Here is a 14,242-nt window from a genome sequence, read left to right as displayed (position 1 = left end):
TCGTCCACAGGCAATGGCGCACAGTGGTTCTCGTTCCACCAAAAAAGCGGAAGAGCGGATACGGGAAACACACCGGCCGCCGGAGGCGGGTGGTTCACCGGAAACCTGGAAAGACCGGAACAGCTTGATTTGGGCAGACCGTGGAGACGCCCTCTCCCAAGGCGTTTCCGTGGCGGTTCAACCGGCCGGGCAGACGGGACGATCCCAGACCGGTGGGCCGTTCGGCCGACGGGCATCCCACCGCAGGAACGGAACGGAGCCATGTCCACCCCCAAGGAGATGACCTGGAATGCTCGTCAGTCGCCTGCTCCTGATCTCAGAGATCACGCTGACCGACATGGTCGTCGGTACGGCCTTTTCCGCCTTGGCCGCGCCGGACGATCCGGCGGCCGAGCGGCCCGCGGTGACCGTCGACGCGGGCGAGGCCTCGTAGGCCGTCGTCGGCATCGACGACCGCATCGACCGGACCATTTTCGCGCGTGCCGAAAATCGGCTTTCGGACAAGGAACGCACCACTCTCACCAACGGGTGTCCCCGGTGAGCCGCCCGAATCAGCAGGCTGATCGGTTCGGAGACCGTGGAACGGCACCGCCGCCTCTCCTACGGCATCGGCGACACGAAGGCCGGTGACCGGGAAAAGGGCGAATACGGCTTCGACTCCGAAGCCGACGACAGGACCACCTGGTACGGCTCGGTGTTCGCGTTCCCTGTGGTCATCCGTACGGCAAGCACATGGATCACCACCGGCGCAGGGGCTGGCGGGCTCGGGAAACGCCTCCCAGGCCCGTCCCGGCCCTCCGCCGGGTCGGCCCATGATCGTCGGGCTCCCGGTTCGGGAACCGACGACGTGAGGGCGGTCTCGCCGGCAACAGGGGCGTCGGCGAGACCGCCCGAGGCCTGCCGGGCGCCTGTCAGGCGGGGGCGGGGCCGTACGCGGGTCAGGGGTTCGGCGGGCGCCACATCGGGAACATCGGCGGGCCGCCGGGCATGAATATCGGGTCGCCGAGGTCCTGGTAACCGTGGCGCAGGTAGAGCCTGCGGCTGTGGGTACTGCTGGCCTCCAGGTACGCGGGTATGCCCGCCTCGTCGAGCCCGCGGTGGTACCCCTGGAGCAGCCGGGTCCCCGTCCTTTGCCGCTGGTGCCCGGGGAGCACGGCGAGGAACGCCAGATAGTGGTGCGGTTCGTGAGGATGGCGCTTGTCCATCTCCTCTCCCATCCGCCCGATGCGCTCCGCGTGGGGACCGGCCAGCTCCGCCACCCGGGCGTCCCGGCCGGGGATCTCGGGAAGCGGCTCGACGCCCTTGTGGAACCACACGGCCACGGCGGTCATGTCGGCCGTCGCGTGGACCTCGCCGTGGACGAGGGCGCTCTCGGTGGCCATGGAGAAGAAGGGGGGCATCACCTGGCGGCGGTCGTCGTCCGACGGGATCATCCAGGCCGAGATCTCCTGCTCGTGGAAGGAGGTGGCGATGATCGCGCCGACGGCCTCGGCCGCTCCGGGAACGTTCTGGATGCGGATGATCTCTGTCATTCGGCCCCTCCCACGGCGGCCTGGGCTCCCCGCCCGATGTTCGCGTACACCTTCGGCCGGTTGGACCGCAGGGTGAGTCCCCACACGACGCCGAGCCCCACGGCGACGAAGTAGACGGCGGGCATGATCCAGCGCAGCGGGGAGTCGGAGGCCACGCCGAGCACGGTGTCGAAGTTGATCATGACGAGCGCGATGACCACGACCAGCAGGACCGAGGAGATGCCCGGGGCGATCCTGGTCCGCCAGGCGTTCTCCTCGTTGGGGTTCTTGGAGAAGAAGACCAGCACGGAGACCGAGGTGGCCGCCAGCATCATGAGCAGCCCCAGGCCGCCGAACGATCCGACGGTGAAGAACAGCTGGACGACCGGGTCCAGGCCGAAGGCCGCGTACACGACGATCGTGATCAGCCCGATGACGCTCTGCGCCAGTGAGCCGTTGATCGGGGCGCCGGTCCCCGGGGAGGTGCGACCGAAGGTCTCGGGAAGCACCCTCTCTCTGCCGAGGGCGAAGATGTAACGGGAGATCGTGTTGTGGAAGGCGATCAGCGCGGCGAAGAGGCTCGTCACGAACAGGAGAGAGCCGATGGTGGCGATGGTCGCCCCCAGGTGCCGCCCGGCCAGGTTGAACAGCAGGGCCGAGCTCTGCTCACGTGAGGCGTCGACGATCTTGCCCGAGCCGATCGGCACGGTCATCGCCCAGGACGAGACGGCGTAGAGGCCCGAGATGACGGCGAGCGCGACGTAGGTCGCGATCGGCACCGTACGCCTCGGGTCCTTGGTCTCCTCGGAGAACACCACCGACGACTCGAAGCCCGCGAAGGACGCGATGCAGATCGCGACCACCGCACCGATCCCGGGGACGAAGAGGCTTGAGGGGGAGAAGACGTCGAGGCTGTAGCCCGAGGCCGACGGGTTGATCAGGTCCGCGACGTCGAACACGATGACGACGGCTATCTCCGTCAGCAGCAGGACCGACAGGACCTTCCCGTTCACGTCGACCCGCATGAGGCCGAGCACCCCGGTCAGCACCCAGGCGGCCAGTCCGATGACCCACCAGGGAGGGGAGCTTCCGAACCAGTCGGTGATCGGCTGCTGGGCCGCCGCGCCGATCATGCCGTAGAGACCCACCTGGAGCGCGTTGTAGGCCAGCAACGCGACCCACGCGGTCGCCACTCCGATCGGCCTGCCGAGTCCTTTCGCGGTGTAGGCGTAGAACGCCCCGGCGTTGACGACGTAACGGGCCATCGTCACGTAGCCGACGGCGAACAGGCCCAGGATGGCTCCGAGCAGGATGAAGGCGAGCGGTACGCCGGTCACGCCGGTCGCGGCGTAGGCGGAGGTCACCGAACCGCCGATGACAGTCAGCGGCGCCGCCGCCGAGATGACGAAGAACACCACCGACGGCACACCGAGGCGGTCCTGGGCCAGTGCGGCGGAGACGGCGCTGGCCCTTCGTTCTGTCACGGACATGGGGAGGATCCTTGGAGTGAGGGGGGTGGGTTCACCGGCGGCTGATGATGGAGTCACCCACGGCAGCCTCGGTCTGGGCGATCAGTTCCTGGAGCGGCGCCGGGAGGGCGGCGACCGAATCGGAGAGATATCCCGGGTTCTGTTCCCACAGGACGAGCCGGCTGCCGCCGGTCACGACGAGCAGCCCCAGCAGGACGTTGTCCTGGACGTTGAGCGGTTCACGGCGTTGGATCGCCAGGTTGACGCGTCCGCCGGGCCACGCCGCGATGTTCACGTCGACCGGTGCCTGCCTCCGCGACGGGCGTCTGCCGGGCGGGCGCAGCAGCCCGTCGGCGGTCATCCGGGCCGCCACGTCGGCGAGCGCCGTACGGGCGAAGAACTGCAACCAGGTATGGAGGCGGTGGGCGGGCTCGGCGATGATGTGGTCCAAGGCGGTCCTGGTGACCGCGTCTCCGGGCGGCGCCGTGTCGAGAACGACGAGCCGTATCTGCCCCGCTGCCAATCCCACGGTTGTCCGCCCGGCGAGCATCAGCTCTCCCAGGATGGCGGCGGCCAGCCCCAGACCGGCCAGGCGGGCGTGAAGCCGCGGCCGGCCGGTCGAGTTGTCATGCATGACAAAGAACAGGTCGTCGGCCAATCGGGTTCTTGGGGGATTAACTCCAACCACGAACGGCGATCGTATAGCTAAATCATTAAATCTGTCATTATGTGAACGAAGTTCCGGATCCGGACATAGCTCAGCCTGGTGAGATCCGAAGAAACGGACAGGCGGCCGACAACCTGGAGCTGTGTCGAACGGTCTATCGAAAGTTCCGCCGAATTTGGGAATTCGCCCATTTTTGGCCGGTCGCGGACGGGCGTCGGGGGGCGGTCCGTCAAGGCCTCTCAGGGCCGGAACAACCCCGGTCAGAAGGCTCCCGAGGGTGCCGTCTCATGAATCCCATGGGGTTTAATACGGTGTTTTTTAGTATTTTCAGACTGGCGTAATACCCCTACGGACCTCCTCGTCGTGCCGGTCGGCTCCCGGCCGTCCTGGAGTTCCAGCTGTGTCGCCCGGTTCTCCGGCCCGTTACCTCCGGCCAGGGACGGCATGGGCCGGGGCGGTCGGCGCGAGGAGGGCCGCTCCCGAATACAGGCAGGCGGCCCGATCTCCGGGAACCGGCGAGAGGCGCGGGAGGAATGACCGGCCGTGCTCGCCCCGTGCGGGACCTGCTGGACACCTGTTGGACGCAGCCGTCGGTTCGAGACGAGCGGTCGGCCGGTCATGACGGCGGGCGTGGAGCGGTGAGGGCGCTTCCGGACGGGTCGCCCCCGCGCTCAGAAGGCGCGGCCGTCCTCGCCGATGTCTCCTTCGGCTTCGATGCGTTCCTTGCGGACCTGTTCGGTGACGGTCTCCTCGTCGGTGACCTTCTCGGTGGTCATCCGGACCCGTTCCACCGGGACGGTGTTCTTCTCCACCACCGCCCGTTCCTCGTGCAGGGTCACCTCGTGCTCGGCCTCGGAGATGTCCGGGCCCCGCAGCGCGGCGTCCCGGTTCTCCTCGGTGATCGGCTCGCGCTCGATGCGCACCTCCTCTCGGGTGACCGGCACGGTGACCTGCTGCTCCTCGGTGACCACGTACTTCCGCAGCCGCGCCCGGCCGATCTCGTGGCTCTCGGTGTGGGTCGTCAGCCGCTCCTCCGAGCGGGTCATCGCGTCGTCGCCGGTGAGGTCCGCGCGTCCGGCCTCCCGCTCCCGGCCGACGGAGCCCAGGCGCTCGCGCTCCCGCTGGCCGCCGGTGTGCGCCCAGCCGGTCTCACCCGGCTGGTTGGCCTCCCTCCAGGAGGCGTCCAGGTCGATGCCGTAGTAGTTGTACAGCTCGCGCTCCTCCTGCGGCGACATGTGGCCGCCGGACTCGACGTCGATGTTGGGAGCGTCCTTGATGCGGTCCTTGTCGTAGGCGACCTCGACGTGGTCGCCGACCACGTCGGCGCCCTGGACGGGGACGAAGGTCTCGTTGATGCCGAACAGCCCGGTCCGCACGCACAGCCACTCGGGGCGACCGGTGTTGTCGTCGAGGTAGACGTGCTTGACCTTGCCGATCTTGTCCCCGTGGTTGTCGTAGACGGTCTGGTCGATCACCGCTGAGATCTGGTTCTGGGTAATCATCCGGTTTCTCCCTTTTTGTCCGACTCTCTACCGCGTACCGCGATGCCGTGAAAGAAAACCTGATCGGCGGATTTCCCTGTCTCCTCGGGGGTGCGGGCGCCACCTGGAGGCCGAGAAGGCGGGAACGGCGGACCGACCCCGGAACGCCTCCCGGCGGGATGGGCACCATGACGTCGGAGTACTCCGGTTGGCAGCCGCCGCCGGATCTGTCACCAAAGCCGGTGGAGTGGGCAAAGAACGCGTGAAATCGCCTCATGCGGGCTCATGGGAGAAGGCCAGGTCAGCCCGGACCGCGCACCGTCGGGTCATGGCCGGCCGAGCGCCGGTTGTCGAGGTCGAACTCGCGGGGCGTCGTGACGGCTGTGTCGCCGTAGAGCCTGAACAGGCGGATCCCGCTGTCGTCCTGGTCGCTCTGTTCCTCCAGCAGCGACCAGCAGCGCGCGGTCAGGGCGCGGGCTCGGGCGCCGGGCCAGGACGGGGGGAGAAGCTCGGGAGGTAGGAGCGGGTCCGCCTCCATCGCGCGGGTGAACTCCGCGGCCAGCTCCACCGCGACGGTCAGCCGCTGCGCCCCGGACAGATCGGCGGAATCCTCGATGAGCGCGAGCCGGGGCTCCGCCACCGCGGCGAGCCGGTCGTAACGTTCGGCGATCTCGTCCAGCGGCCACATGGCGCGGGTGAGCGCGACGGGATCGGTCTCCTCGCCGCGACGGAGGTCCCGGGTGGTCAGGAAGGTGACGTGGTTGAGGATGTCCAGGCGGCGGGCGTGCTCCTCGACGTACGGCTCCCAAGGATTGGCGCTGAGGTAGAGGCCCCCGTGGATGGCGGCGCCGCCGAGGAAGGTGAGGCAGGCGCGCAGCGCGTCGCGGGCGGGCCGCGCGCTCTCCGGTACGGCGAAGCCGACGAGGTGCCAGGCGCCGTCCCAGGGGGCGAGCCCGGCGTCCTGGCGGAAGGCGTGGGTGACGAACTCGACGTCGAGGCCTATCGCGCGTTCGGTGCCGCCGGTGGCGCGCAGGATCGCCTTGCGCCCTCGTCCCTCCTGGACGAAGCGTCCCTCGGCGACCAGGCGTTTGATGCACAGGCGAACCTGCTGGTCGTTCATGCGCAGCAGGTTCGCGGTCGCGTAGAGGTCGCCGGCGTCGACCGTGAGGTCGGTGCGGACGAGCGCTTCGACGAGCATCCGGGTGGGGACATGGACGTCCATGCTGCGGCCCTCCAAAAGAACTATCGTATTGGGCTCGATAGTCGAATGCATGAAAGATTCTGTGTCGGGCGCCGATGATCCGTGGTCATGAGGTGTGGTCCACCCTGACGACCTCGTCGCGGCCGGTGCGGGGCGGGTCGCAGTGGGCGGCCAGCTCGTCGAAGTATCTTGCCGGGTCGAGTACGGCGTCCGGCGGGTGGACGCCGGGGGTGCGCACCGTGCCGTCGAGGATCTGCGCCGCCGCGAGCGACAGAGGGATCCCGGTCATCCTGGCCATCCCGCGCGGCGAGGCGATCAGCCTCGCGCCGACCCGGTACGGCCGGCCGTACCGGAGTCCGGTGGCCAGTGCGAAGAAGGGGGGAAGCGAGCCGGGGCCGCGCAGAGAGAGCCGACGTATGGCCGAGCGGGCGAAGCGGGCGGCGGTCGGGGTCTCGATCGCGGCGGCTGCCTGTTCCAGGGAGAGCCTTCCCCGGTCGACCTCATCGCGCAGGGTCATCAGGTAGGCGGCCGTCTCCGGCCTGACCACCATGACGCAGGCGGAGTCGCGGGTGACCGAGCAGGTCGCCGGGAGGGTCAGCGGTTCGGGATGGCCGACGGTGTAGACGGTTCCGGTGCCCAACCCGGGGTAGTCGAGCCGGACGGGTTCGAGCGGCGGGCCCTCGGTGGGTTCCCCGCCCGACCAAGTCATGATTTTTCCTGACAGCTGGTGCATCCAGTGGACGAGGGCGGCCGAGTTTCCGTCGGACGCGTCGTCGGCGGGGTCGTCTCCGATGAACGGGACGTCCACCGGCCAGGCGGTGAAGACGTCTTCGACGGTGTCCAGGTCTCGGCTCGCCAGCGCGGCCAGCATGTTGCCGGTGCCCGGGCTGGCCCCGGCTCCGACCACGGCGATCACGCCCGCCTCCCGCGCCTCGGCGTCCATGGCGAGCATGTCCAGCGTCGGTTCCCAGTCGTCGCAGATGTCGGCGTAATGGGTACGGCTCTCGATCGCCGCCCGCAGGATCGGCACACCGAGCCGGAAGAAGGGGCCGGTGGTGTTGAGGACCAGGTCGGCATCGTGGAAGAGCTCGCGGAGCCGTACCGGGTCCGAGGCGTCCACCGGCGCGACCGAGACGCCCGGGAAGCGGGCGGCCAGGCGTTCGGCGGCCGCGGTGTCACGGTCGGCGATCGCCAGTTCCGCGATGTCCGCGCGCCCGGCGAGCGCCTCGACGACGGGTCCGCCCATCGCTCCGGCTCCGCCCAGCGCGACCACACGGTATCGCTCGCCCATCGAAGACCATCCCCTTACGGACGTTGAGGAACGCCGGCCACAGCCGCTGGTACCTGGGCGTGGAATGCCGGTCGAGGTAGGTGGGATCAGGCAGGAACCGGAGGACGCCCTCGCGCGGGTACCGCCTGGTCTGCTCTCCACATGCCGAACGGGGCCGCTCCGGAGGCGTGGTTCCTCCATGGTCACCGCCCGTGCTTCTTCACGAAGTCGGTGAGCGAGTCGAGGTAGCCGGGTACGTAGAGCGAACGGGGGGCGGCGACGTACGTGATCAGACCCCGGACGCTGCCGGGGGTGTCCAGTTCGTACCTGGCCGCGCTGTGGGAGCCGCCCCGGAGCGTCTCGACCGTGAGCAGGCCCTGGGGGACGCCCGCGCGATAGGCGGCCTCGGTCTCCTTGACGTCGACGTTGCGGTCGTGGTCCCCGAGCACGAGAAGAGTCGGGGTGCGCACCCTCGGAAGCTGGTCCGTGACATCGGCGCGGAAGTTCCGGAGAACGAACCGCCACCGGTCCTTGCTCATCGGCGGGTCGTCCAGCCCGGACGCGAGGTACTCGTCATACCCGGCGCCTTCCTCAAGAAGGCGGATCTGGGCGGCACGCCGGCGGAGTTCGGCGCCGAGCCTGTCGTCCGGTGCGCCCTGGTCCTGGAGTTCGGCCCGCAGGTTGTACTCGCCCTGCCGCAACCAGTTCACCGCAGCCCCTACCAGGATCATGAAGCGCAGGTCGGTACGGTCTCCCGCCACCTTGGGCAGCACCCAGCCGCCCTGGCTGATCCCCCACACTCCCAGCCGATTCGGGTCGATCTCCGGTCGCCGCTTCGCCCAGTCCAGCGCGGCGTCGACCTCCGCGCTGCGATCGCTCATGCTCTGGTGGAGCCAGTTCCCCGGCGCGCCGTCGACGCCGGGCTTGTTCCAGGACAGCGAGGCGTATCCGGCACGTGCGAACGCCTCCCAGATCGGCCGGTAGAACCCGTCCCTGGAGGCGTCCGCCACTCCGTCCCCGTGAGCGAGGACAACCAGCCCTCGCGGGCCCTTCCCCTCCGTCGGCAGCGCGAGCACCGCCTTCAGCGGCTGCTTCGGACCGGGGATGGTCACCCGCACCTCGCGTACGGCGAAATCGTTCTGCACGACGATCCACGCACAGGCCCCGGCGACCAGGACGAGCACGCAGGCGAGGGCGATCCAGAGTGGTCCGACCCGCTTCCTTGCTTTCATGTAACTATCGTAATGAATACGATCGTAGGATTGTCAATAGAAAATTGGTCGCGCCGGTACCGTGGCCATCGGTGCTCGCCTCGGAACGGATGGGCCGTGACCAGGCCGAACCCGTACGCGACCAGGTGGCGGGGGACGAAGGGCCGGGCACGGCGGGGCGCCATCCCTGCCCCGCCGTACCGTTCAGGCCGATGACGTGCGGAAACGCGTTAAGGACAGACCTGCTGGTAGGGCTGTCCGGGGATGTACTGCCGCCATTCCTGCGGGGTGAGGGAGCGGCCCACGACGGCGCAGACCTCCGCGGAGGGGTCCTCCGGTATCCTCTCCTGCCACAGCCGGATGGTCCTGTCCTCTCCGCCGCCGGCCAGGGTGGTGCCGTCGGGGCTGAAGGCGACGGTGTTCACTGAGCCGTTGTGTCCCATCAGGGGGGCGCCGATCGGGTGGCGGGTGGCCACGTCCCACAGGCGGACGGTCCTGTCCTCTCCGCCGCTGGCCAGGGTGGTGCCGTCCGGGTTGAAGGCGACGGTGTTCACTGAGCCGTTGTGTCCCATCAGGGGGGCGCCGATCGGGTGGCGGGTGGCCACGTCCCACAGGCGGACGGTCCTGTCCGTTCCGCCGCTGGCCAGGGTGGTGCCGTCGGGACTGAAGGCCACCGTGTTCACCGAGCTGCCGTGTCCCATCAGGGAGGTACCGATCGGCTGGTGGGTGGCCACGTTCCACAACTGGACGACGCCGTACCAGCTGCCGGTGGCCAGCAGGCGGCCGTCGGGGCTGAAGGCCACCGTGTTCACCGCGCCGCTGTGGCTCAGGAGGGGGGCGCCGATCGGCTGGTGGGTGGTCACGTCCCACAGCTGGGTGGCGCCGTACCAGTTCCCGGTGGCCAGCTTGGTGCCGTCCGGGCTGAAGGCCAGCGTGTTCACCGCGCCCTGGCTCCCCTTGGGGGTGAGGGTACCGATCGGGCGGCGGGTGGCGGCGCTCCAGAGGTGAACGCTCGTGTCGCTGCCGGAGGCGGCCAGCAGGCGGCCGTCCGGGCTGAAGGCCAGCGTGGCGATGCCGCCGGCGGAGCCGGTCACGGGAACGCCGATCGGGCGGCGTGCCGTGACGTCCCAGAGCCGGAAAGTCTTGTCGTTCCCGCCGCTGGCCAGCAGGCGGCTGTCCGGGCTGAAGGCCACGGTGGTGACATCGAGCGTGTGGCCGGTCAGAAGGACACTGTTCTCGTGGCGCGCGGAGGTGTTCCACAACCGGATGGTCCCGTCGTCGCTGGAACTGGCCAGGATGCCGCCGTCCGGGCTGAACGCGATATCCGTGATCGGGCCGGTGTGGCCGCTCAACGGGACGCCGGTGGAGCTCTGGGTGTGGGCGTCCCACAACTGGATGCGTTTTTCGCCCTTGCCGACGATGGCCAGCGTGGCGCCGTTCGGACTGAACGCCAGTTCGCTGGTGTAGCCGGTGGGCAGCGGATGGCCGACCCGCCCGTGAGTGGCGACGTTCCACAACTGCACGTTCGCGTTGTCGCCGAAAGTGGCGACGGTGGTGCCGTCGGCGCTGAACCTCACCCGAGGGGAGGGGCCGACGTCGCCGTCGAACAACGGACCGTTCATGCGACGGGTGGCCAGGTCCCAGCTTTGCACGTGCGTCTCGTTGACGTAACTGGTGGCGAAAGTGGCGCCGTCGGGACTGAAGGCCACGCTGGTCACGCCGTGGGCGGGAGTGGCGGGCAGGGTGACGGCAGGGCGGCGGGTGGCGACATCCCACACCTGGACGTTCCCGCTGTCGCCGACGGTGTTCAGCCTGGTGCCGTCCGGGCTGAACACCACGAGGGTGACGGCGGTGGTGTGACCGGTGGACAGGGTCGCGGTCAGGCGGCGGCCTGCGACGTCCCACAGCCGTACGTCCTTGCCGGCGCCCGCGGTGGCCAGCAGGCGGCCGTCCGGGCTGAAGGCCATGGTGCGGACATCGCTGTCGCGGGCGGGACCGGCGGGCAGAGTGGCGACGAGGTGACGAGCGGCGACCTGCCACAGTTGCACACTTCCGTCGGCGCCCGCGGCGGCCAGCAGGCCGCCGTCCGGGCTGAAGGCCACGGTGGTGACGCCCCCGGCCGGGTTGTTCAGGACGCCGTCCAGGGAGCCGGTCAGTGTGGTGAGCATGGTGTAGCGGGCCTCGGCGGTGGGGGTGAAGTGCCAGGACGCCGCGGCCAGCAGTCCGGCCAGGGCCGGGTCGGTGGCGGCCAGCTCGTCGCTGCTCTTGGCGACGAGCCGGGCCAGGACCTCCCGGCCGCGGGCGTCGGCCTGGCGGGCCGCGGTGATGGCCACCCCGGCGGCGGCCGAGGCCAGGACGCTCAGGACGGTCAGCGCGGCCACCGCCAGACGTGCCAGCTTCCTGCGCCGGACGGTGGCGCGTTCGGCCTGGTCCGCCGCCTCGACGGAGGCCCGAAGGAAGGCGCTCTCCAGCGAGGTGAGGTCCTGCGGGTGGGCCAGCAGAGGCCGGGCGGCGCTCAGGCGGGTTCCCCGGTACAGGGCACCGGGGTCACCACCGAGTTCCTGCCAGCCGGTGGCGGCCTCGGTCAGGTGCCGTTGCACGCGTAACAGCTCACGTTCCTGATCGATCCATTCGCCCAGGCGCGGCCAGGAGGAGATGAGAGCCTCGTGAGCGAGTTCGGCGGTGTCCTCGTGCAGGGTCACCAGCCTGGTGGCGGCCAGCTGTTCCAGCACCTCGGCGGCGTCGGGGCTCGTGTCGGGAAGCAGCTCGGCGTAGGAGGCGGGGCGGCGGGTGTCTGCCGCCTGCTCACCCGGGTTGATCAGCCGCAGCAGGATCCGCTGTGCCTGGTGGGCCTGGGCGTCCGACAGGTTCGCGTACAGCTGTTCGGCGGTGGCCGTGATCGCCCCATGTATGCCGCCGGCCCGCTCGTAACCGGACAGGGTCAGGGCGTTGCCGCGACGGCGTCGCCAGGTCTCCCGCAGGGCGTGCGAAACCAGCGGCAGGACGTTCGCCTGCCCCGCGGCGTCGGCGATGAGGCGGGCCAGCAGCGCGCTTTCGACCACACAGCCCGCCTGTACCGCGGGCCGGCTGATGGCTCGGCGCAGCTCCTCGACGTTCATCGCCCCGACCAGCAGGTGGGACTCCCGCAGCGCCTCAAGGAGATCGGTGTGTTCGGCGCAGCGGGCGTAGAAGTCGGCGCGTACCCCGAGGACGACACGGACGCGGCTGTTGGCCGCCCGGGCGGCGGTGACCAGCGCCTCGATGAACCGGGCACGCTCGTCGGCGTCTCGGCACAGGGCGAAGACCTCTTCGAACTGGTCCACGACCACCAGCAGTTCGCTGTCCGCGGGCCGGTCGGTCAGCGCCTGCAACACGGCCAGATGCAGGGCACGCGGGGTTTCGTCCAGTTCCTTGCGCAGGGTGGCGGCCGATTCATGACCCAAGGTGGCCAGGCGTGCGGCACATTCGTCCAGGGGATGCGGTCCGGGCGTGAACAGCAACGTCGGCCAGGAAGCCGTTTTCTGTTCCTTTCCGAACGCGGACAGTAACCCGGCCCGCAACAACGACGACTTTCCCGCCCCTGATGCGCCGAGCACCATGAGAAAACGGTGTTCGCGCACGCAGGTCATCAGCTCCTCGGTGAGCCGCTCCCTGCCGAAGAACCAATCGGCGTCTTCCGTTTGAAAAGCAGTCAGGCCGAAGTAGGGATTCCGCTTCTTATCGTTTTCGGCCTTGGTGTTCCCTTCGGCCGATTCTGCGGCGACCGTCTTCCATCGCTCCTCCCATTCATGCACGTCACCCCCGCATGCCTGTACATAGGCGATCGTCACGGCGAGGCTCGGTAGTTTCCGGCCCGCCGCCGCGTCGGCCAGCGTCGCCGCTGAATAGTGAGCCCGGCTCGCCAATTCTCGATAAGGAGGTCCCCCCGATTTCGCGCGTAACAGCCGCAGGTCAGCAGCGAAACGCGTTAACGCACTGTCGTTGTCGTCCAAGGGACGCTCAGCTCGTGGCATCTCCACCCCCGCCCATCAGGTCACCGAGCCATTGTCCGGTGCTTGTTGTCTGGTGTGCAGCCTTCGATACCGGACAACGAACTATGGCTAGGAATGGTTCGCAGACGGACGGCGAGAGCCGGATCCTCGCGAAGCCCCGACTGTGGGGCGGCGGCAGAGAAAAGAAGAGGAAATGAATGCGTTGATTTCCACGACCGGGGGATACGTGAACGAGCAGCCAAAACGACTGTTGAACAAAACACCGGCCACCGCGGAGGCCGATCACTGGCTCGCCAAAGCCGACGCGCTGGCGTCGGTGATCGACGAGCACCGGGAGCAGGCCGAGTACGAACGGGTGACTCCCGCGCCCGTCATCGACGCGCTCCGGGCCGCGGGCGTCCACCGCATGTGGGTGTCCAAGGACTTCGGCGGCGGCCAGGTGAGCCTGAGAACCGGATCGGCCGTCATCCAGCGTCTGGCGGTCGCCAACCCGTCGGTCGCCTGGCAGATGGGCGTGCAGGGGGCGATCGGACGGCTGTCGGACTACCTGCCCGAGCAGACCGCCCGCAAGCTCTTCGCGGAGAACGACACGCTTGTGGTCGGCGGCGTCAACCCGTCGGGACGGGCGGTCCCGGTCGACGGCGGGTTCCGGCTGAGCGGCACCTGGGCGTTCGCCAGCGGCTCCGCGCACGCCGACTGGCTGATCTGCGCGGCGGTCGTCACCGGCGAGGACGGTACCCCCCACATGACGGACACCGGGCCGGAGACGCGCATGCTCTTCGTCCCCAAATCCGAGTGCCGGATGCTCGACACCTGGCACACCATCGGCCTGCGGGGCACCGGCAGCGAGCACTTCGAGATCGAGGAGACCTTCGTCACGGAGGACTTCACCGTCGCCGTCGCCGACATGCTCCGGCCGCCGGCCGCCCGGCCGTCCCGGGCGTACGCCATCGGCTACTACGACTTCGGGCCGTTCACCTCGGCGTCGACCGCCGTGGGAACCGCACAGGGCGCCCTTGAGGCGTTCAAGTCACTGGCCACGAGGAAGACACCGGCGGCGGCGACGAACCCCCTGGCGGGCAGTCACACCGTGCAGGAGAAGCTGGGGCGGGCCGAGGCGCAGCTGCGTGCCGCCCGCCTGGCGCTCGTCGACGCCGCGTGGCACGCGGAAACCTGCGGAGAGGACGGCGGCGACGCGCTCAGCGCGCTGATCCGGCTCACCGCCGCGACCGTCGCGGAGAACGCCACGAGCGTCGTGGACGCCGCCTTCCGCCTCGCCGGGACCACGGCGATCTACACCTCAAGCCCGCTGGAGCGCTACTTCCGCGACGTCCACACGGCCGTCAAACACATCACCCTGTCGCACACCCATTTCGAGACGGTCGGCCAGTACCTGCTGGGCGGCCCCCTGATGATGCGACGTTAACGCCGGTCACGTAC

The 14,242-nt window shown here is 69.3% G+C and carries 10 protein-coding genes; 2 read left to right on the top strand and 8 right to left on the bottom strand.

Annotated features, from left to right (window positions below):
- Nucleotides 1-289 precede the first annotated feature (289 nt).
- Complete coding sequence (locus tag ACIBVQ_RS23685; protein WP_352015698.1) at nt 290-433, top strand: hypothetical protein; 144 nt, start codon at nt 290-292, stop codon at nt 431-433.
- Between the two features lie 505 nt (nt 434-938).
- On the opposite strand, the gene ACIBVQ_RS23680 is transcribed toward ACIBVQ_RS23685, so the two are convergent.
- The 8 genes from ACIBVQ_RS23680 to ACIBVQ_RS23645 form a co-directional block, all read right to left on the bottom strand.
- Complete coding sequence (locus ACIBVQ_RS23680) at nt 939-1,532, bottom strand: GNAT family N-acetyltransferase (protein ID WP_386188189.1); 594 nt, start codon at nt 1,530-1,532, stop codon at nt 939-941.
- The gene (locus ACIBVQ_RS23675; RefSeq protein ID WP_399179941.1) at nt 1,529-3,001 is read right to left on the bottom strand and encodes an APC family permease; all 1,473 of its coding nucleotides are present in this window, start codon (nt 2,999-3,001) and stop codon (nt 1,529-1,531) included. Before ACIBVQ_RS23675 ends, ACIBVQ_RS23680 begins: the two co-directional genes overlap by 4 nt.
- 31 nt (nt 3,002-3,032) lie before the next feature.
- Nucleotides 3,033-3,668: a GPP34 family phosphoprotein gene (locus ACIBVQ_RS23670; protein ID WP_352015701.1), complete on the bottom strand. Its 636-nt coding sequence runs from the start codon at nt 3,666-3,668 to the stop codon at nt 3,033-3,035.
- A 650-nt stretch (nt 3,669-4,318) separates the two neighbouring features.
- Nucleotides 4,319-5,149 (bottom strand): DUF2382 domain-containing protein, encoded by an 831-nt coding sequence (locus ACIBVQ_RS23665; protein WP_399179939.1) that lies wholly within the window; start codon nt 5,147-5,149, stop codon nt 4,319-4,321.
- Nucleotides 5,150-5,429: 280 nt separating this feature from the next.
- Nucleotides 5,430-6,350 carry a PaaX family transcriptional regulator C-terminal domain-containing protein gene (locus ACIBVQ_RS23660; RefSeq protein ID WP_399179937.1) on the bottom strand — a complete coding sequence of 307 codons (921 nt, stop codon included), beginning with the start codon at nt 6,348-6,350 and terminating at the stop codon, nt 5,430-5,432.
- Between the two features lie 85 nt (nt 6,351-6,435).
- Nucleotides 6,436-7,620 (bottom strand): saccharopine dehydrogenase family protein, encoded by a 1,185-nt coding sequence (locus ACIBVQ_RS23655; protein WP_399179935.1) that lies wholly within the window; start codon nt 7,618-7,620, stop codon nt 6,436-6,438.
- 182 nt (nt 7,621-7,802) lie between these two features.
- On the bottom strand, nt 7,803-8,831 hold the full coding sequence (locus tag ACIBVQ_RS23650; RefSeq protein WP_352015705.1) for a serine aminopeptidase domain-containing protein: 1,029 nt from the start codon (nt 8,829-8,831) through the stop codon (nt 7,803-7,805).
- Between the two features lie 209 nt (nt 8,832-9,040).
- The gene (locus tag ACIBVQ_RS23645; RefSeq protein WP_399179933.1) at nt 9,041-12,823 is read right to left on the bottom strand and encodes a hypothetical protein; all 3,783 of its coding nucleotides are present in this window, start codon (nt 12,821-12,823) and stop codon (nt 9,041-9,043) included.
- A gap of 172 nt (nt 12,824-12,995) precedes the next feature.
- On the opposite strand from ACIBVQ_RS23645, the gene ACIBVQ_RS23640 reads away from it, so the two are divergent.
- The gene (locus ACIBVQ_RS23640; protein WP_399179931.1) at nt 12,996-14,228 is read left to right on the top strand and encodes an acyl-CoA dehydrogenase family protein; all 1,233 of its coding nucleotides are present in this window, start codon (nt 12,996-12,998) and stop codon (nt 14,226-14,228) included.
- Nucleotides 14,229-14,242: the final 14 nt, after the last annotated feature.

Source organism: Streptosporangium sp. NPDC049376, from assembly GCF_044466505.1.
Lineage (GTDB): Bacteria > Actinomycetota > Actinomycetes > Streptosporangiales > Streptosporangiaceae > Streptosporangium.
Note: the sequence above shows the minus strand (reverse complement) of the source record. Positions and strands in the feature narration are given on the sequence as shown.